This is a genomic window from Streptacidiphilus jiangxiensis, from assembly GCF_900109465.1.
GTDB classification, from domain to species: domain Bacteria; phylum Actinomycetota; class Actinomycetes; order Streptomycetales; family Streptomycetaceae; genus Streptacidiphilus; species Streptacidiphilus jiangxiensis.
On record NZ_FOAZ01000008.1, the window covers coordinates 150,673 to 169,269 of the forward strand.

An 18,597-nucleotide genomic window follows, 5' to 3' on the forward strand; every position below is an offset into this window, starting at 1 on the left:
GTCACCGCGAGGCTTGCGGCGACCACCCCCTCATCGACCGGGAGAGAAGAGCGAAGGTGTCCCCGACCAGCGAGACCGCACGCGACGGACGTCGACTCGTCATCGTCGAGTCGCCGGCCAAGGCGAAGACGATCAAGGGTTACCTGGGCCCTGGATACGTGGTCGAGGCGAGTGTCGGGCATATCCGCGACCTTCCGGGCACCGCCGCCGAGGTCCCCGAGGGCTACACCGGCGACGTCCGCCGCCTGGGTATCGACGTGGACCACGATTTCGAGCCGATCTACGTGGTCAATCCGGACAAGAAAGCCCAGGTTTCCAAGCTCAAGTCGCTGCTGAAGGAAGCCGACGAACTCTTCCTCGCCACCGATGAGGACCGCGAGGGCGAGGCCATCGCCTGGCACCTGCAGGAAGTGCTGCGTCCGAAGGTGCCGGTGCACCGGATGGTCTTCCACGAGATCACCAAGGACGCCATCCAGGAGGCCGTGCGCAACCCGCGCGAGCTGAACAAGCGTCTGGTCGACGCACAGGAGACGCGCCGCATCCTCGACCGCCTCTACGGCTACGAGGTCTCCCCGGTGCTGTGGAAGAAGGTCATGCCGCGGCTCTCGGCGGGCCGCGTCCAGTCCGTCGCCACCCGCCTCGTCGTCGAGCGGGAGCGCGAGCGCATGGCGTTCCGCTCCGCCTCCTACTGGGACCTGACCGCGGTCTTCGCCACCGAGGCCGGTCGGGCCGCGGCCGCCGGCGAGCCCGGCACCTTCGGCGCCCGGCTGAGCGCCGTCGACGGCCGCCGCGTCGCGACCGGCCGTGACTTCGACTCGCTCGGGCAGATCAAGGGTGGCGCCGGCGCCACCGGCCAGGTGCTGCACCTGGACGAGGAGGCCGCCCGGGGCCTGGCCGCCGCGCTCGCCGCGACCGACTTCCAGGTCCGCAGCGTCGAGTCCAAGCCGTACCGGCGGTCCCCCTACGCGCCGTTCCGCACCACCACGCTCCAGCAGGAGGCCAGCCGCAAGCTCGGCTTCGGTGCCAAGCGCACCATGGACGTGGCGCAGAAGCTGTACGAGAACGGCTTCATCACCTACATGCGTACCGACTCGACCACGCTCTCGGACACGGCGATCACCGCCGCCCGGGCCCAGGTCGAGCAGCTCTACGGTCGCGAGTACCTGCCGGACGCGCCGCGCACCTACCAGGGCAAGGTCAAGAACGCCCAGGAGGCGCACGAGGCGATCCGCCCCTCCGGCGACCGCTTCCGCACCCCGGCCGAGACCCGGCTCGCGGGCGACGAGTACAAGCTGTACGAGCTGATCTGGATGCGGACCGTCGCCTCCCAGATGAAGGACGCCGTCGGCCAGTCCGTCTCGGTCAAGGTCGCGGGCCGCGCCGCCGACGGCCGGGACGTCGAGTTCTCCGCCTCCGGCAAGATCATCACCTTCCACGGCTTCCTCAAGGCCTACGTCGAGGGCCGCGACGACCCGGACGCCGAGCTCGACGACCGTGAGCGCCGGCTGCCGCCGATGGCCGAGGGCGACGGCGTCACCGCCGACGAGATCACCCCCGACGGCCACTCGACAAAGCCCCCGGCCCGCTACACCGAGGCCTCGCTGATCAAGGAGCTGGAAGACCGCGAGATCGGCCGCCCGTCGACGTACGCGGCGATCATCGACACGATCATCCGGCGCGGATACGTCTTCAAGAAGGGCACGGCGCTCGTCCCGTCCTTCGTCGCGCTGGCCGCGGTTCGGCTGCTCGAGGAGCACTTCGGCCGCCTGGTCGACTACGACTTCACCGCCAAGATGGAGGACGACCTCGACGCCATCGCGCGCGGCGAGGCCGAGTCGGTGCCGTGGCTGCGCCGCTTCTACTTCGGCGAGGGCAGCGTGGAGGGCGCGGCGGCATCCGCGGCCGACGCGGGCAACGGCGACGGCGACCATCTCGGTGGCCTCAAGGAGCTCGTCACCGACCTCGGCGCCATCGACGCCCGCGAGATCAGCTCGTTCCCGCTGGGCGACTCCGGCATCACCCTGCGCGTCGGCCGCTACGGCCCCTACGTCGAGCGCGGCGAGAAGCGGCAGGACGTTCCGGACGACCTGCCGCCGGAGGAGCTGACCGTCGAGCTGGCCGAGGAGCTGCTGAACAAGCCCAGCGGCGAGCGGGTGCTCGGCAACGACCCCGACAACGGCAACCAGATCGTCGCGAAGAGCGGCCGCTACGGCGCGTACTTCACCGAGATCCTTCCCGAGGGCACGCCGAAGACGGGCAAGAACGCGGTCAAGCCGCGGACGGGCTCGCTGCTCCAGTCCATGGACCTGGACACGGTGACGCTGGAGGACGCCCTCAAGATCTTCGGCCTGCCGCGGGTCGTCGGCGCCGACGCCGAGGGCGTCGAGATCACCGCGCAGAACGGCCGCTATGGGCCGTACCTGAAGAAGGGCACGGACTCGCGCTCCCTGGAGACCGAGGACCAGATGTTCACCGTCACCCTCGAGGAGGCGCTGGCGATCTACGCCCAGCCGAAGGCGCGCGGCCGCGCGGCGGCGAAGCCTCCGCTGAAGGAGCTGGGCGTGGACCCGGTCAGCGAGAAGCCGGTCGTGGTGAAGGACGGGCGCTTCGGCCCGTACGTCACCGACGGCGAGACCAACGCGACGCTGCGGCGCGACGACTCCGTCGAGGAGATCACGCCGGAGCGCGGCTTCGAGCTGCTCGCCGAGAAGCGGGCCAAGGCGCCCGCCAAGAAGGCGGCGAAGAAGGCCCCGGCGAAGAAGGCCGCAGCGAAGAAGACGACGACGGCCGCGAAGAAGGCGCCCGCCAAGAAGGCCGCGGCCAAGAAGACCACCAGCGCGTAGCTTTCGCTGCCGCAGGTAGCTGCACCCTCCAGGGGCGCGAGGACTGCGCGAGTCACCCACGCCAGGCGGATGGCCCTGCTGACCGGGGCCATCTGCTCGTCGCTGGCTCGGCGCGCAGTCCTCGCGCCCCTGAGTCGTACACCTCGCTGTGCGAGCCGATCGCGACCGCTCGCACGCACACTCACACTCACACGGCGGAGCCGCGGACCGGTCGAGCCTCGCGTCCCTGAGGTCGTCTCCACCAGGCGTGGAGTGCACCGCTTCCGGTACTGGAAGGTAACCGTCTGCCAACAGGCGGACGGGGTGTCGGGGGCTCCGGTTAGGCTGGCCGTATGAGCGCCGAGTCGCAGGAGCCCACCAGCGAGGCCCCGGAGAGTCCCACCCCGCAGGACCGCAGCAGCGGAGCGTCCGTCGGCGTCAGCCCGACGGATCGTGCCCGCGCGCTGCTGCGCGGACGTGCCTACGGGCGCGCCTGGCGCGCCCAGGCGGTGGGGACGTTGGGGGACCGTCTCGCACTGCTGACCCTGCTGGTGCTGACCGTCCGCGCCGTCATAGGGGCGCAGGCGCTCAGCGGCGGCTACGCCGCGACCCTCTTCGCGCTCGCCGCGGCCTTCGGGGCGCGGCTGCTCGGCACGCTGCTCTTCGGCGCCGTCCTGCTGTCGCCGCTCGCGCAGTTGACGCGGCGTCTGGACCGGCGGCAGCTGCTGCTCGGTGCCGAGGCGGCACGCGCCGCGCTGCTGGGCTGCTCGCTCTTCTGGGTCACCTGGGCCGGGACGCGCGCGTGGATCTGGCTGCTGGTCACCGTCTTCCTGACGGCCACGCTGGAGCGCGTGGTGACGGTCACCCGCGAGTCGTTCGCCGAGGCCCTGCTGCCGAGCGCCGCGCCGGGGCACCCGGCCGTGGACCAGCGGCCGGTGCTGCGACACATCGACCTGTGGACCGGCTACGTCGCGATCCCGCTCGCCGCGCTCGGCTTCATCGTGATGATGCTGCTGAACCAGGGCGTCGGGCAGGGCGTCGCGTGGCTTTCCGCGCACCCGCTCGCACTGTCCGGCTTCGGCGCGGCCGCGCTGTTCGTCTTCGCGGGCGTGCTGCACTTCCGACAGGAGCTGCCGGACGCCGACACGGAGGGAGCCCGGTCGTTCGAGCCGCGATCGCCGCTGACCAATCTGCGGGCCCCGGCCGACGTGACGCCGGGGCTGGGGGCGCGCGGGCGTACCGGCTCGTCGCTGACCTTCTCCTTCGCGGCCTGCTCGACGGCTGCCGCGATCGCCGCCGCGGCGGCCGTCGCCTACGTCCACGCTCTCGACCTGCTCGCCGGTGAGATCGGCTTCGGGTTGCTGGTGCTGGCGCTGACCGCGGGGCTGCTGCTCGGGCTGCGGGTCAGCCGCAGCGTCCTGCCGCCGCTGAGCCGGCGTCGGCTGCTGCCGCTGGCGATGGTCGTCGCCGGGCTCGGCCTGGTGCTGGGGGGCCTGGTCCGCGACTACGTGCTGGCGCTGGTCCTGTTCAGCCTCGCCGGGATCGCGGGCGGCGTCGCCTTCCGCGGCGCGCGGGACCTGCTGCGACAGGAGACCGAGGAGGCCCGTCAGCCCAAGGTCGACGAGCACCTGCACGCGATGCTGCGGGTGGCGGTCGCCCTCGCGCTGCTCGCCTCGCCGCTGATCGGCGCGGCCTTCGGTCCGGAGCAGTTCGGCGGCACCACGCTGACCTTCGACCACGGCGGCGCGGGCCTCGCGGTCGCGCTCGCCGGGCTGCTGCTGGTGATCGCGGGTGTTGTCGTGCTGCTGCGCGCCGACGACCGCAAGGGCGTCGCACCGCTGCCGCGCGATGTCTGGGACGCCCTGACGGCCGGGTCGGAACGGCCCGCGTACCGGGCGGGCACGGGCTTCTTCATCGCCCTGGAGGGCGGCGACGGCGCCGGCAAGTCCACCCAGGCCCAGGCGCTGGCGGAGTGGATCCGCAGCAAGGGCCACGAGGTCGTGCTCACCCGTGAGCCCGGCGGCAGCGCCATCGGCCAGCGCCTGCGCGCGATGCTGCTCGACGTGGCCAACACCGGCATCTCGCACCGGGCCGAGGCGCTGATCTTCGCGGCCGACCGGGCCGAGCACGTCGACTCGGTGATCCTGCCCGCGCTGGAGCGCGGCGCCGTGGTCATCACCGACCGCTACATGGACTCCTCCATCTCCTACCAGGGCGCCGGCCGCGACCTGGCGGCCGCGGACATCGCCCGGCTCAACCGCTGGGCCACGGGCGGCCTGGTCCCGGACCTGACGGTGGTGCTGGACGTCGCACCCTCGGCGGCGCGGGAGCGCTTCACCGACGCGCCGGACCGGATGGAGTCCGAGCCGGAGGCCTTCCATCAGCGGGTCCGCTCGGCGTTCCTGGCGCTGGCCGCGGCCGACCCGGCCCGCTACCTGATCGTCGACGCGGGCCGTCCCCCGCACGCCGTCACCACCTCGATCCGCCACCGTCTCGACCGGGAGCTGCCGCTCTCGGAGCAGGAGAAGGCGGCCCTGGCGGAGCGCGAGCGTCTGGCCCGTGAGGCCGAGGCCCGCCGTCTGGAGGAGGAGGCCCGCCGCAAGGCCGAGGAGGAGCGCGCCGAGCGCGAGCGCCAGGCCATGCTGGAGCGGCTCCGCCTGGAGGCCGAGGAGGCCGAGAAGGCCCGCCAGGCCGAGGAGGACCGCAAGGCGGCCGAGGCCGCACGCCAGGCGGCGGAAGCCGCCCGGGCCGCCGCCGAGGCGGAGGCCGCGCGCCGCGCCGAGGAGGAGGCCGAGCGTCGTCGCGCCGAGGAGGCCGCCCGCGTCGCGGCCCTCGCGGAGGCGGCCCGCCTCGCCGAGCTCGAGCGTCAGCGCGCCGAGAAGCGCGCGGAGGAGCGTCGCCGGGCCGAGGAGGCGCTCCAGCGCGCCGAGGAGTCCCGTCTGGCCGCCGAGGCCGCCGCCGCAGCAGCAGCAGCAGCAGCGGGCGCGGCGGGCGCGGACGCTCGCGCGTCCGAGTCGCGGGACGGCGGGGCGGACCACATAGCCACGGCCCGCGGCGAGTCCGCGCCGCGGTCGGCCGCCGCCGACGAGACGGCGGTGCTGCCGCGCGTCCCGGCGACGGCCGAGGACGATGACGCGGACGGGGTTGCCGCCACCGCCGAGCTGCCGCGCTTCGACCCGACCAGGAGTGGCGCCTCGGACGGTGCCTCGGACCGGACGGCGGTCCTCCCGCGCGTCACGGACGCCACCCCGGCGCCGGACGCGGTCGAGTCGACGGCGGAACTGCCCCGCTTCGCCGGGGCCGACACGGGGGCGGCTGCCGCGGACGAGACGGCGGTGCTGCCGCGCGTCGTCGAGGGCTCCCGGGCCGACGACGCCGCGGGCCGCGACGCTGCCCGCGAGTCGGGCGCGTCGGGCGGGCCGACGAAGGCCGCCCCGGACACGGGCGTGGGCACGGACACGGACACGGGCACGACGGCGGAGCGTGAGGTCGAGAAGACGGCCGCGCTGCCCGTCGTGGACGCCGGTGCCGGCCCGCGCGCCGCGCGGGCACCGAAGAGCACGCCCGGCGTTGCCGGTGGGGCCGCGGACGAGACCATGGTGCTGCCGCCGATGCCGGCGCGGCCGCCGGTCGTCGGAGGGCCGACCTCGCTGCCCGCGCCGGTCGAGCCGGAGGCACCGAAGAAGCCGCGGCTGCCGCGGTTCGGCCGTAAGGCCGCGGGGCAGCCCGAGGGGTCGGCCGACGCGGCCGTCACCCCTGCGCCGGCGGCCGACGAGACCGCCGTGCTCCCCGTCGTCGAGCCGGGTGCGCAGCAGCCGTTGCCGAGGTCCTGGCGAGAGGCGGCGCCGCGCAGCTCCGAGAGCGTGCAGGACAGGGTGCCCGACTGGCTCTTCCGGCCCGAGCAGGGGCCGGCCGGGTCGGAGGCGCCGACCACCCAGATCCCTCCGGTGGCGCAGATTCCCTCCGTGCCGCAGAACCCGGCGGTCGAGCCGGACGTGGAGGCGACGCCGAGCCGGGGCGGGCGCTACGACTGGGCGGAGGAGACCCCGCTGGACGACCTCCCGTCCCTCACCGACCAGCTGCTCGGCACCCGCGAGGAGTGGGCCCAGTGGCACTCGGACAACCCGGACGAGGAGCAGGGCCCGGGCGGCCACGGCCGCCGCGGCTGACGCCGCGCGCGGGCAGGGCCGGGGGCTGAGAGGTCTCGGCCGCGGGCCCCGGCGCCGACGCGTCCCGGGCCCTGCCCGGGGTCAGCCGTGGGCGGGCCCGGTTCGGGCGCCGGTTGTCGGTGGCGGCGGCTAGGCTGCCGAGCAGTGAAGCAGTGAAGCAGTGAGTGCAGTGAAGCAGTGGACGCAGTGATGACGAGCGGCGGCGTGATGTGAGCGTGTGGGACGACCTGGTCGGGCAGGACCAGGTGGTGGAGCAGTTGGTCTCCGCGGCCCGGGCGGCTCGCGCCGTGGTGGCGGGGGAGACACCCGCCGCCGGGGCGACGGGGATGACGCACGCGTGGCTGTTCACCGGTCCGCCCGGCTCCGGCATGGGCGCGGCGGCGCGCGCCTTCGCGGCGGCGTTGCAGTGCACCTCGCCGGATCTGGATCTCGGTGGTGTGCCGGGTTGCGGCTTCTGCGAGGGCTGCCACACGGCGCTGGTGGGCAGTCACGCGGATGTCGAGACCGTGCGGACGGACGTGCTCAGCATCGGCGTGAAGGAGACCCGCGAGCTGGTCCGCAACGCCTCGATGTCGCCGGCGGTCGGCCGCTGGCAGGTGATCCTCCTGGAGGACTCGGACCGCTTGACCGAGGGCGCCGCCAACGTTCTGCTGAAGGCGATCGAGGAGCCGGCCCCGCGCACGGTGTGGCTGCTGTGCGCGCCGAGCGTCGAGGACGCGCTGCCGACGATCCGGTCGCGTTGCCGCCTGCTGGTGCTGCGCACGCCGTCCGTGGGTGCGGTCGCGGATGTGCTGGTGCGGCGCGACGGTGTCGAGCCGGAACTGGCCGCGTTCGCGGCGCGGGCGTCGCAGGGGCACATCGAGCGGGCCCGGCGCCTGGCCCAGGACGAGGTGGCGCGCACCCGTCGGGCGGAGGTGCTGCGGCTGCCGATGGTGGTCGGCGACCTCGGCAAGTGCCTGGCCGGCGCCCAGGCGCTGGTGGACGCGGCCGCGGCGGAGGCCAAGCAGGTCGCCGAGGAGGTCGACACGAAGGAGACCGAGGAGCTGCGTGCGGCGCTCGGCGCGGCGGCAGGTGTCGGCGGTCGGATGCCACGCGGCACGGCGGGCGCGATGAAGGAGCTGGAGGATCGTCAGAAGCGACGGGCCACGCGCATCCAGCGCGACAGCCTGGACCTGGCCCTGGTGGATCTCGTGGGCTTCTACCGCGACGTGCTGGCGGTCCAGTTCGGTGCGGCGGCCGAGTTGGCCAACGAGGACCTGCGGGCGAACGTGGAGCGCGTCGCCGGCGGGTCGACGGCGGAGACGACCCTGCGGCGCATGGAGGCCGTGCTGGCCTGCCGTGACGCGATCGACCGCAACGTCGCCCCGCTCCTCGCCGTCGAGGCCATGGCGGTCATCCTCCGCGCGGGCTGACCCCCGTCCCTTCGCGAGCCTCCCTTCGCGAGCCTCCCTTCGCGAGCCTCCCTTCGCGAGCCGTCCCGTCCTGGGCCCGCGCGCGTCCTGGGCCCGCGTGCGTCCCGGGCTCCGCGCCGGGCGGGTGCGCCCCCTGCTGCGGGTTCCCTCCTTCGGGTGGGAATGGCAGGGGATTTGATCAAGCTTCGCCCGGTGGGGGATCCGGTCAGGATGACCTTGTGGTGGAGCGCAGCGCTGATCGCTGCCGGGGCGACGGTCGGCGTCGGGTTGGCCGGCAGTGCACTCGGGGCCTGGCGGGAGGAGCGAGCCGGGCGGGTGTACGAGTTGACGCCGCGGTACCTGCGCGTCGCCGGGCGGGCCCTGGTGGCGGCGCTCGCGCTCGTCGCCGCGGCGGTCGGCGGGGTCGTCGCGGCGTTCGGCGACGGCGGGCGCGGTCCCGCCCCTGCGGTGGCGGCGGTCGCCGCCGCTGGGCGGGTGCCCGCGCCGGCTGCCGCGCGGCCGGACTCCGACCGCGCGCACAAGGCCGCGCCCGCCCCGCTGACCCTGGTCGGGCAGCCGCAGGGCGGGCGGCTCTACCAGGGCACGGTGCCCGGGGTCGCGGGGCAGGTGCGGATCTGGGTGCCGTCCCAGTACGCGGCCCACACGGCCGCCACCAGCGCCGCCCTCCAGGCGGTGGTGGTGCGCGCGCCCGAGGGGGAGTTGGCGGAGGTGTGGGAGGGGCTGGCCGGCGCCGTCGTGGCCGGGCACGCGAACCCCTTCGTCGCCGTCGCGCCCGCCGACCCGTGCGCGGTTGCCGCCGACGACGCTGCGCTGCGGCGGGCCGTCGCCGCGCAGTTCCGGGTGGCGTCCCGGCCCCGCTCCTGGGCTGAGCTGGGCGTGGACGCGGGGTCGGCCTGCGCGGTCTCGGCGGAGCTGGCGCACCCCGACGCCTACGCCGGAGCCGCGGCCCTGGGCGGCGCCCTGCCGCATCCGGCGGCGGGCGGCCCGTCGGGTGTCCGGCTGCTGCTCGCGCAGGCGCACCGCGACACGGCGGCGCAGGCCGAGGCGGGCCGCCTGAGGGCGGCGCTGCAGGGCGTGCCGGACACGGCGGTGCGCTTGTCGTCGGTGGTCCGCGACGCGACAGCGGGGCGGGAACGCTTTCGTCTGGTCCGTTTGGCGGCAGACTATGTGACTGAGGAGTTCGCTGCGGCTGCGCGCCGTTGACGCGCCACCCCCCATCACCGGAACCGTCGAACTCGTCATCGGAACTCGCTTCACCCGTGCCTTCGAGCGTCGTCGCGGCGCCCCGCACGGCCCACCCTGGGGAGAGCATGAAGAGAACGCGCATCTCGAAGGCCGCGAAGGCCGCCGCAGCGCTGACGGCGCTGGGGCTGACGGTGGCCGGTGCCGCCGGCTGCAGCTCCTCCGGGCCGTCCGCCGCCGCGCCGAGCGGAGGGGCGTCCGGCTCGTCGGCGTCCGGCGGGCCGTCCTCCACGGACACGGCGTCGAGCGGCACGGCCACCCCGCTGCAGCCGCTGCCGACGGCGGTCCCGGCCGATCTCCAGTCGTACTACGGCCAGAAGCTGTCCTGGCAGGCCTGCGACTCCGGGTTCCAGTGCACGACGTTCAAGGTGCCGCTCGACTACGACCACCCGGGTGCGGCCGGCGGCGGGGACCTGACCCTCTCCGTGGTGCGCAAGCAGGCGACGGGGCAGGGCGTGCCGCGGCTCGGGTCGCTGCTGGTCAACCCGGGCGGACCGGGTGGCTCGGCGGTGGACTACGCCGAGTACGCGGCGATGACCTACCCGTCGGTGGTCCGGGCGGCGTACGACATCGTCGGCGTGGACCCGCGCGGTGTCGCCCGCAGCGCACCGGTGCAGTGCCTGACCGACGCCCAGATGGACGCCTACACGGCCGTCGACACGACCCCGACCGACCAGTCGGGCGTGGACGCGCTCGTGGCGGCGGACAAGAGCTTCGCGCAGGGTTGCCAGAAGCACTCCGGCCAGTTGCTCAGCCACGTCAGCACGGTGGACTCGGCCCGCGACATGGACGTGCTGCGCGCCCTTCTCGGCGACGAGAAGCTGCACTATCTGGGCAAGTCCTACGGCACCTTCCTGGGCGCGACCTACGCGGGGCTCTTCCCCACCCGGGTGGGCACGATGGTGCTCGACGGGGCGATGAACCCCTCCCTGAACGCCCAGGAGCTCAACGCCCAGCAGGCGGGCGGCTTCCAGGTGGCGTTCGACGCCTTCGCCGCCGACTGCGTGAAGCGCCCTGGCTGCGCGCTCGGCAACGGGAGCGTGCCGCAGGCGGACGCGAAGCTGGACGCGTTCTTCAAGTCCCTGGACGCGAACCCCCTGCCGACCGGTGACCCGCGCAAGCTCGTCGAGGCGCTGGGCATGACCGGTGTCATCTCGGCCATGTACGACCCGGAGCAGTGGCCCGACCTGCGCCTCGCCCTCGCCGACGCGATCAACAACGGCAACGGCAAGGAGCTGCTGGCGCTGTCGGACAACTACTACGAGCGCGACCCCACCGGGCACTACGCGAACCTGATGTACGCGAACGCCGCCGTGAACTGCCTGGACCTGCCGACGGCGGCGACCGGCCCGGACCAGGTGCGGCAGCAGCTGCCCGCGTACGAGAAGTCCTCGCCGCAGTTCGGCGCGAGCCTGGCCTGGGGCGGCCTGACCTGCGCGTACTGGCCGGTCGCGGCGACGGGGTCGCCGCACGTGATCCCGGCCAAGGGCGCGGCGCCGATCCTGGTGGTGGGGACGACCCGCGACCCGGCCACCCCGTACGCCTGGGCGCAGGGCCTGGCGGCGCAGCTCGACACCGGCACGCTGCTGACCTTCGTCGGCGACGGTCACACGGCCTACGCCCGCAACCCCGGCGGTAGCGCCTGCATCGACGAGGCGGTCAACCGCTACCTCCTGCAGGGCACCGTCCCGCCGAAGGGAACGGTCTGCCACTGATGCCGGATCCGGAGTGAGGTGATCGACACGCGCAGGGCGGTTGTCAGGAGTGACTGCCCTCCACGATCCTTTCATCGGGCCCCCTCCGGGACCCCCGATGGCTCGATGAAAGGCAGTCGCCGTGCTCGGCGTGATCCACTACCCCACGTACGCCCTCGGCGCCCTGCTGATCGTCCTGCTGCCGGGCCCGAACTCGCTCTACGTGCTCTCCACCGCCGCCCGCGCCGGCATAGCCACCGGCTACCGCGCCGCCTGCGGCGTCTTCCTCGGAGACACCGTCCTGATCACCCTCACCTCCCTCGGCGCGGCCTCGCTGCTGCGGACGACCCCCGTGGTCTTCGATGCGGTGAAGCTGATCGGCGCGGTCTACCTGCTGGTGATCGGCTACGGCATGCTCAAGGCGGCCCGCGACCTGTGGCGCGACCGCCACGCCGCGCCGACGGCGGCCGCCAGCGCCGAGACCGCTGCCGCGACCGCCGAGGCCGCGGAGGCCGCCGAGGAGCAGGGGAGCACCTCACCGTTCCGCCGGGCCCTGCTCATCAGCCTGCTGAACCCGAAGGCGATCCTCTTCCTGCTCTCCTTCTTCGTGCAGTTCGTGGACCCGTCCTACGCGCACACCGGCCTGTCCTTCGCGGTCCTGGGCGGCACGGTCCAGTTCTTCAGCTTCCTCTACCTCTCGACGCTGATCCTCGCGGGCCACCGCCTCGCCGCCGTCTTCCGCGCCCGCCGCCGCCTCTCGGCCGGCCTCACCACCGGCGTCGCGGCCCTCTTCATCGGCTTCGCCGCCAAGCTCGCGACCGCCTCCGCGGCGGGCTGACGGCGGGCTGACGGCGGTCGGCCGGCGCGGTGATCATGTCGTGATCGGAATGCGTGCAGGAGCACCCCTCCGACCTGTGTAGACTAATCCCCGTTCGCCGCCTTAGCTCAGTTGGCCAGAGCAACGCACTCGTAATGCGTAGGTCTCGGGTTCGAATCCCGAAGGCGGCTCCTTCGAGGCCCCGGTCGCAGTCACTGCGACCGGGGCCTTTGGGTTCAACGCGTCAGATCGGCCTGCGACTCCCGGAGGAGTTCGGGGGCGGCGACGACTTCGACGTTCGGCGCACGCGGCGCACGCGGCGCACAGGGCGTGGGAAGTGCAGTGGGAGAGCTGGTGTGGTCCCCGGATCGCTCGGCGGGGGCGATCATGCTGTCCCCACGGGATGTGCCGCCCGGCAGTGGCTGGTCGTCAGTGGCCCCGGGCGGGGCGACAGGTGGGCCGACGACCGGGTGGACGAGGTCGACCTCGCCCCCGTGGTCGACGCCGAGGGTCTGTCCCTGACCTTGGCCCGCTGGTCCATGGACTGGCTGAACGAGGCGGAGGCAATGTCCGGCCTGCGCAGTCGACCGGCGTCGGCCGGGTCCCGCGGAGCATGACGAGGCCCCGCCGGACGGGCCGGCGGGGCCACCGTGTCATGGCGCGAGGAACGAGCGATCAGCTCGACTTCGAGCCGTTCCCGGTCATGTCGGTGTCGGCCACGGCGATGGCGATACCCAGCGCCTGGGTGATGTGGCCCGCGGCGGCCATCACCCGCGCGGTGCCGACGATGGGCGCGACGGCAACCAGAACGTCCTGGAGCTGCTCGGCCGTCATGCCGGCCTCCATGGCGGGGCCGATGTGGGCGAGGTACGAGATCGCCGGGGCGTCCATCGCCGCGAGCGCGGCGATGCGGGTGCACATGAGCGTCTTCTCGTCCAGACCGCAGCGCTCGAGGGAGTCGATGGTCATGGCAGCGAGGGTGTCAAGGACGGGCGTTTCGGACATTGCGGTCATGAGAGGTTGCCTTCCCGGTGTGCGCGTGGCCGATGGCACGATGCCGCAGCGGCATCGGTGATCCGATGCGTCGGCGGCCGGCGCTAATGACGCTAGACGCTTTCCGGGCGAGGCGCGCGGCGAGAGCCTGTGACGGGCGGCAGAGCGGCGGCAGGGGCCGTCCTGACAGACGTTCGGGAACCGGGGCGCCCATGCGGAGCGGGCGATCGGCGCCACCGGTAGGCTCGCGCCCTCTGATCAACAAGGAGGGGGACATGAAGCTCAACAAGCGAGCCACCGGGGCACTCGCCGCTGCCGCCGCGCTCCTGGCGATCCCGGCCGTCGGTGGAACGGCCCACGCCACCACCTACGCGGGCACACTCCACCGCGGCTGGACCACCGGGGTCCCGACCACCGTTCACCGCGGCCAGACCATCACCGTCGAGCTCTGGTTCAAGCAGACCTCCCCGTACGTTCTGCATGTCGGCGGATACGCCTTCGACATCTGGAACCCGGCCGGCGTCAACAAGTGGGGGTCGTCCGCCCCGGGCGTCACCGTGACCTGGCTGGACCCGAACACGAAGAAGTGGGTCCCCAGCGACCTCAAGCTGGACAAGGGCTCCGAGCAGCTGCTCACCCCCGCCGGGCCCGAGGTGAAGGTGCCCTCCGGTGTGTGGAACCACATCTATGCCCGGATCACCTTTGCGAGGACCGTGCAGCTGGGCCGCTGGACCCTCGAAGCCGTCGCTCCGCAGAGTTGGGAGCTCACGACAGCGTCCGGGCGCGGGACGTCGGCGATCCTGAAGGGCGAGGGCTGGCACCTGCAGACGATCACGGTCCTGCGATAGCCGCCCTGGCGCTGCTTCCGGCCGCGGTCTCGTCGGGAGCAGCGCCGCCCTCCGCGAGCTGGACGCGCGGGTTCGTCGCCCTCGGCCCGCTCGGCCCGCTCAGCCGACGTGGCCCGATTCGAGCAGCAGTGATCCGGCTCTCCGGCAGCTCGGCCAGGCGGATGCGGTGACCAGGTGCCAGAAGGCTTTCCACTCCTGCATGGCGCAGGCGGGCTAACCGCAGGCGGGCTGGCCGCAGCCGGGCTGATCGGGAGCGCATGGCCGTCCAGGGCTGCTACGTCCTGGGGCGCCGGTGACCCACTACCGGGTCGGCTGATCCTTCGGCCAGTCGGAGAGCAGCCGGTCCAGGCCGGAGAGGGCGGCCTGCCACGAGGCCTCGACCTCCCGGGACGCCCGGAAGGCCCCGGAGGCCTCCAGCGAGGCCCAGCCGTGCAGGGTGCTGCGTACCAACCGGACGGCGTCCGTCGCCCCCGGTTCCTCGAGCGCGTACCCGCGCAGCAGCGCGGCGCAGGTCGCGACGATCCGCGCGCCGCCGTCGGTGACGACCGGCAGTTGGGAGGCCGCGTAGCGGCCCGGCCGGTGCGTCGCGAACTCCCGGTAGGCGTTGGCGAACGCCTCCAGTGCCGTGTACCCCGACCGCCCGGCGACCGCCTCGCCCAGCGCGTCCGCGAACTCGGCCGTGGCCAGTGCGACCACCCGGGCCCGCAGCTCGGTCACGTTCTTGACATGGGAGTAGAGGCTCGGGTCCTTCACGCCGAAGCCGCGGGCGAGGGCGGCGATGGTGATGTGCTCCAGGCCGATCTCGTCCGCAAGATCCGCGGCGGCCAGGGTGACCCGCTCGGCGCTCAGTCCGGCTCGTGCCATGCTTCCTCCGATCCTATGACCGCATCCTCATAGCCTATGGGTCATAGGAAAGCGCCCGCCGCGCCGACGCGGGCGACGGGCGCCACCGATCAGAAGAAGTCGCCGTCGTCGTTGTTGTCGAACCCGCCGCCGAAGTCGCCCCCGCCGAAGCCGCCGTTGTCGAAGTCGCGGCGCTCCTCGTACTCGCGCCCCTCCTCGAACCCCTCGCGGCGCTCGCGATCGCCGTCGTCGTCGCTCATCATCTCGCCGATGAGGGCGCCGCCGATGAGGCCCGCGACACCCGCGCCGACGACGGCGCCGGTGCTGTGGCCCTGTCGCGGCTGCTGCGGGTACCCGGCCTGCGGGTAGCCGGGCTGGGCGTAGCCCTGTCCGTAACCCTGCTGGGCGTAGCCACCCTGCTGGGGGTAGCCGCCGGGGACGTAGCCGCCCTGCTGCGGGTAGCCGGCGGCGGGCTGCGGCGGTGTGTAGAACGGCGGGGGCGTGGTCTGGATGCGTTGGGCGCAGGCCTGGCAGGACTGCACCGGGCGCGGGACGCCCCACTGCGGCTGCCAGACCACGTTGACCGCGCCGTAGCCGTGCGAGGGGTCGAAGAAGCAGGTCACTGAAACTCCCAAAGCCGAACGTTGCACGCCGGTCCGTCAGGAATCCGACGGACCGCCAGTCAGGGATACGTGCAAACCCCCCGCCATGGTTCCCCAGCGGTTCAGCGGTTCAGCGGTTCAGCGGTTCCTCAGCGGGCGGCGTGGGCGCCGCGACGGTTGGTCAGCACCGATTCCAGCGTTCCGGTGCGCAGCCGCGCGACGACGGGCTGGGCGGAACGGCCGAGCACCTTGCTGACCAGGTAGGCCACCGGCACCGCCAACACCACCGCACCCAGCACGTCGTGCGGGTAGTGGTCGCCCAGGTAGACCCGGCTGAAGCCCTCCAGCAGGGCGAAGCCGATCGCGATCTTGGCGAGCTGCCGGTCCAGCAGCCACAGGGCCGCGACCGTCGCGGCGGCGGTGGTGGTGTGGCCGCTCGGGAAGGCGTAGTCGGTGCGGACCGGGCAGGCGTCGACGAAGTAGGCGTGCGGCACCGAGTAGCAGGGCCGGACCTCGGCCACCAGCTTCTTGGCGACCTCGGCCACGGCGAAGGCCCCGACCACGGCGACGGGCGCGGCCAGCGCCAGCGTCATCGCGGCGGTGTCCCGGCGTCGGGCCCGCAGGAAGCCGAGGACCATGAGCACGGCGAAGACCGCGAGGCCGGCGTTGGTCCACAGGTGCATCGGGGTGTTCAGCCACCGGGTGTCCCGGGCGATGCCGGTGATGGAGCCGAAGAGGCCGCCGTCGATGCCGGAGCCGTCGAAGGCCAGGTACTGGTGCATGGATGCATGCATCTCTACGTTCGAGTCTCTCGTTTTCGCGGGGGAGGCCGTGGCAGACTTCGGCTGCACGAAGTTCTACAGGACCGTAGCAGGTGAAGGGAAGATGGCCGGAAGATGAACGAGAGGCGGCAGATGGGCGCGCTGGAGGCGGAGGTCCTGGAACTGCTCCAGTCCGCCGCACCCGAGGCGCTCACCCCCGGCCACGTCCTGGAACGCCTCGGCAGCACCCTCGCCTACAGCACCGTCGTCACCGTGCTGACCCGGATGCACGACAAGGGCCTGCTCAGCCGGGTCAAGCAGGGGCGCGCCTTCGCCTACAGCCCGATCGCCGACCGGCACGGCCTGACCGCCCGTCGGATGCGCCAGGTGCTCGACGCCGACCCGGACCGCCGTGCCGTCCTCGCCCGCTTCGTCGGCGACCTCACCCTCGGCGACGAGGAGATCCTGCGCGGCCTGCTGGGCTCCTGGGTCCCGCCGCGACAGGACTGAGGGGACGGACCATGCTGCACCTCGGCGCCCTGGCGGACCTCGCGAACAGCGTGGACGCGCTGCACCTCTTCTTCTACCTGCCGCTGCTCCTCCCGGGCCTGCTCGGGCTCGCCGCGCCGCGTCTCGCCGACCGTCTCGAACCACGTGTCGCCACCTGGCTGCTGGCCGGCACCGCCACCGTCCTGGCCGGCGGCAGCACCATCGCCCTGGGCGTGCTGACCCTGGCGGGCCTGATCCGGGTGCCGCTGGCCGCGCTGCTCGGCCACTGGTCGCTGAGCTCGGTCCAGCAGGCCGATCCCGTCTCCAAGGCGGAGGCGGTGCTCGCCGCCGTGCTGCTGGCCGTCGTGGTGGTGACCGCGGTGCGGCTGGTCCGCCGTCGGGTCCGCGCGCTGGTTGCTGCCGGCTTCGAGGCGGCCTGCCTCCCCGGCGCCGGGGAGTACGTCGTCGTCGACGACCCCGCGCCCGAGGCGTACGCGCTCCCCGGCCACCCGGGCCGTCCGGGCCGCATCGTCGTCTCCTCCGGGATGCTCGCCGCGCTGGACGAACAGGAGCGGGAGGTGCTGATCGCGCACGAGCGCACACACCTGCGGGCGCACCACTACGCCTTCGTCGCCGCCGCGCACCTGGCCGCGGCGGCCAACCCGCTGCTGCGCCCGGTGGGCGCGGCCGTCGCCTACACGGTGGAACGCTGGGCGGACGAGTCCGCGGCGGCGGCCTGCGGCGACCGGCGTTGCGCGGCGCAGGCCGTGGGCAAGGCCGCGCTCGCGGCGAAGCACGCGCCCGTGCGGAACCCGGCGACGGCACTCGGCATTCGCGGCGGCGGCCGCATCCGCAGGGCGGGGCCGGTTCCCCGGCGCGTGGCCGCGCTCCTCGCCCCGGCGCCGCGCTCACACCGGGGCCTGCCCTGGGCGCTGCCGTGGGGCGTCCCGTGGCTCCCGGTGCTGGCGACGGGCCTGCTGATCACCACGAGCGCGCTGTGCGCGTTCACGGCCGCCCACGACATCCACCTGTTGCTCGACCCGCGCGGCTGATCGGAGCACACCGGGCGGCTCAAAGGTGCGGGCCCCGGGACGACGTCCCGCTTGGGGAGGGAGGCTCGGCAGGCGGGTGGATGGCAGCTGGGGCGGCGGCCCGGAACCGGAGTCGACCCGGGGCGTCGGCGGTTCAGCCCGGCTGGCGCACGGCCGGGTCGTACCGGTGTGGATCAGGACCCGGGCGCGTGGATGCTCCGTTCCCCGCGCCCCGGGGAGTGCGATCTACTCCGCCGCCAGCCTGCCCCGGACCATGGTCGACAGCACCGCGTGGACGTCGTCCAGACTGCGCTCCGGCTGGAAGGTCAGCCAGTCCACCGCGACGACCAGGACCATGCCGAAGACCGCCGCCGCGACCAGCCCGGTGTCCAGGTCCTCGCGGAGCTCGCCGGCCGCCACGGCGTCGTCCAGGGCGCCGCGGACGACCGAGACGGCCTCCTCACGCAGGAGGGTGAGTGTCGACTGCCAGGCGCGGTTGGTGCGCCACAGCTCGGACAGGAGCAGCCGGGCGAAGGCACGGTACTGCTCGATGAAGGCCAGGCCGGCGCGGATCATCGCGTCCAGCTGGTCGATCGGTGCGCCCTCGCGTCCGGCTCCCGCCTCGCGCAGCGAGGCGTTCAGCAGGCCCACGCCATGGCGCAGCAGCTCCTCGAACAGCTCGTTCTTGTTCTTGAAGTTGTAGTAGACCGTGCCCTTGGCGACGCCCGCGCGTTCCGCGATCTCGTCCACCGAGGTCGCCGAGAAGCCCTGCTCCGCGATCAGCTGCTGGGCCGCGACGAAGAGTTTCTGCCGGGTCTGCTCGCGGCGGCCGCCGCCACCCGCTCTCGTACTGGTCATGCCGTCATCCTCCCGC

Annotated in this window: 15 protein-coding genes and 1 tRNA gene; 11 read left to right on the forward strand and 5 right to left on the reverse strand. The window is 73.6% G+C overall.

All coding sequences use genetic code 11. From position 1 onward, the window contains the following. The first annotated feature begins 56 nt into the window (after positions 1-56). From topA to BMY61_RS46260, 8 genes are all read left to right on the forward strand, one after another. Entirely contained in the window at positions 57-2,843 is a 2,787-nt protein-coding gene (gene topA / locus BMY61_RS17285) for a type I DNA topoisomerase (protein ID WP_042447944.1), read from the forward strand. 332 nt (positions 2,844-3,175) lie between these two features. Next, a complete protein-coding gene (tmk, locus tag BMY61_RS48400) occupies positions 3,176-6,991 on the forward strand; it encodes a dTMP kinase (protein ID WP_143094396.1) in 3,816 nt (1,271 codons plus the stop codon). 209 nt (positions 6,992-7,200) lie between these two features. Continuing rightward, positions 7,201-8,403, forward strand: coding sequence for a DNA polymerase III subunit delta' (locus BMY61_RS17300; RefSeq protein ID WP_042447949.1), 1,203 nt, complete (start codon positions 7,201-7,203; stop codon positions 8,401-8,403). A gap of 210 nt (positions 8,404-8,613) precedes the next feature. Next, the gene (locus BMY61_RS17305) at positions 8,614-9,606 is read left to right on the forward strand and encodes a hypothetical protein (protein ID WP_143094397.1); all 993 of its coding nucleotides are present in this window, start codon (positions 8,614-8,616) and stop codon (positions 9,604-9,606) included. A gap of 107 nt (positions 9,607-9,713) precedes the next feature. Continuing rightward, entirely contained in the window at positions 9,714-11,360 is a 1,647-nt protein-coding gene (locus BMY61_RS17310; protein WP_042447957.1) for an alpha/beta hydrolase, read from the forward strand. A 121-nt stretch (positions 11,361-11,481) separates the two neighbouring features. Further along, on the forward strand, positions 11,482-12,177 hold the full coding sequence (gene leuE / locus BMY61_RS17315) for a leucine efflux protein LeuE (protein ID WP_042447960.1): 696 nt from the start codon (positions 11,482-11,484) through the stop codon (positions 12,175-12,177). Positions 12,178-12,273: 96 nt separating this feature from the next. Further along, positions 12,274-12,347, forward strand: a tRNA-Thr gene (locus tag BMY61_RS17320). A gap of 279 nt (positions 12,348-12,626) precedes the next feature. Then, entirely contained in the window at positions 12,627-12,773 is a 147-nt protein-coding gene (locus BMY61_RS46260; RefSeq protein ID WP_161791256.1) for a hypothetical protein, read from the forward strand. Between the two features lie 58 nt (positions 12,774-12,831). On the opposite strand, the gene BMY61_RS17330 is transcribed toward BMY61_RS46260, so the two are convergent. Then, positions 12,832-13,170: a carboxymuconolactone decarboxylase family protein gene (locus BMY61_RS17330; RefSeq protein ID WP_042447966.1), complete on the reverse strand. Its 339-nt coding sequence runs from the start codon at positions 13,168-13,170 to the stop codon at positions 12,832-12,834. A gap of 254 nt (positions 13,171-13,424) precedes the next feature. Between BMY61_RS17330 and BMY61_RS17335 the strand changes: the two genes are divergently transcribed. Beyond that, positions 13,425-13,997 (forward strand): hypothetical protein, encoded by a 573-nt coding sequence (locus BMY61_RS17335; protein ID WP_042447969.1) that lies wholly within the window; start codon positions 13,425-13,427, stop codon positions 13,995-13,997. A 300-nt stretch (positions 13,998-14,297) separates the two neighbouring features. Here BMY61_RS17335 and BMY61_RS17340 read toward each other — a convergent pair whose 3' ends face one another. The 3 genes from BMY61_RS17340 to BMY61_RS17350 form a co-directional block, all read right to left on the reverse strand. Beyond that, positions 14,298-14,861, reverse strand: a complete 564-nt coding sequence (locus BMY61_RS17340) for a TetR/AcrR family transcriptional regulator (RefSeq protein ID WP_042447971.1) — start codon at positions 14,859-14,861, stop codon at positions 14,298-14,300. 89 nt (positions 14,862-14,950) lie between these two features. Continuing rightward, positions 14,951-15,463, reverse strand: a complete 513-nt coding sequence (locus BMY61_RS17345; protein WP_052438717.1) for a hypothetical protein — start codon at positions 15,461-15,463, stop codon at positions 14,951-14,953. A gap of 128 nt (positions 15,464-15,591) precedes the next feature. Further along, entirely contained in the window at positions 15,592-16,224 is a 633-nt protein-coding gene (locus tag BMY61_RS17350; protein ID WP_052438718.1) for a phosphatase PAP2 family protein, read from the reverse strand. A gap of 114 nt (positions 16,225-16,338) precedes the next feature. Here BMY61_RS17350 and BMY61_RS17355 point away from each other — a divergent pair, with 114 nt between their 5' ends. Then, positions 16,339-16,713 carry a BlaI/MecI/CopY family transcriptional regulator gene (locus BMY61_RS17355; RefSeq protein WP_042447977.1) on the forward strand — a complete coding sequence of 125 codons (375 nt, stop codon included), beginning with the start codon at positions 16,339-16,341 and terminating at the stop codon, positions 16,711-16,713. 11 nt (positions 16,714-16,724) lie between these two features. After that, positions 16,725-17,744, forward strand: coding sequence for a M56 family metallopeptidase (locus tag BMY61_RS48405; RefSeq protein WP_052438719.1), 1,020 nt, complete (start codon positions 16,725-16,727; stop codon positions 17,742-17,744). Positions 17,745-17,969: 225 nt separating this feature from the next. Here the strand turns inward: BMY61_RS48405 and BMY61_RS17365 are convergent, their stop codons facing one another. Further along, positions 17,970-18,581 carry a TetR/AcrR family transcriptional regulator gene (locus tag BMY61_RS17365; RefSeq protein ID WP_042447980.1) on the reverse strand — a complete coding sequence of 204 codons (612 nt, stop codon included), beginning with the start codon at positions 18,579-18,581 and terminating at the stop codon, positions 17,970-17,972. Between the last annotated feature and the right edge of the window lie 16 nt (positions 18,582-18,597).

What these genes read in the sequence shown, in the direction of transcription:
- tmk (WP_143094396.1), top strand. Translation starts at nt 3,176, where the DNA reads ATGAGCGCCGAGTCGCAGGAGCCCACCAGCGAGGCCCCGGAGAGTCCC.
- BMY61_RS17305 (WP_143094397.1), top strand. Translation starts at nt 8,614, where the DNA reads ATGACCTTGTGGTGGAGCGCAGCGCTGATCGCTGCCGGGGCGACGGTC.
- BMY61_RS17310 (WP_042447957.1), top strand. Translation starts at nt 9,714, where the DNA reads ATGAAGAGAACGCGCATCTCGAAGGCCGCGAAGGCCGCCGCAGCGCTG.
- BMY61_RS17330 (WP_042447966.1), bottom strand. Translation starts at nt 13,170, where the DNA reads ATGACCGCAATGTCCGAAACGCCCGTCCTTGACACCCTCGCTGCCATG.
- BMY61_RS17335 (WP_042447969.1), top strand. Translation starts at nt 13,425, where the DNA reads ATGAAGCTCAACAAGCGAGCCACCGGGGCACTCGCCGCTGCCGCCGCG.
- BMY61_RS17340 (WP_042447971.1), bottom strand. Translation starts at nt 14,861, where the DNA reads ATGGCACGAGCCGGACTGAGCGCCGAGCGGGTCACCCTGGCCGCCGCG.
- BMY61_RS17350 (WP_052438718.1), bottom strand. Translation starts at nt 16,224, where the DNA reads ATGCACCAGTACCTGGCCTTCGACGGCTCCGGCATCGACGGCGGCCTC.
- BMY61_RS17355 (WP_042447977.1), top strand. Translation starts at nt 16,339, where the DNA reads ATGAACGAGAGGCGGCAGATGGGCGCGCTGGAGGCGGAGGTCCTGGAA.
- BMY61_RS48405 (WP_052438719.1), top strand. Translation starts at nt 16,725, where the DNA reads ATGCTGCACCTCGGCGCCCTGGCGGACCTCGCGAACAGCGTGGACGCG.
- BMY61_RS17365 (WP_042447980.1), bottom strand. Translation starts at nt 18,581, where the DNA reads ATGACCAGTACGAGAGCGGGTGGCGGCGGCCGCCGCGAGCAGACCCGG.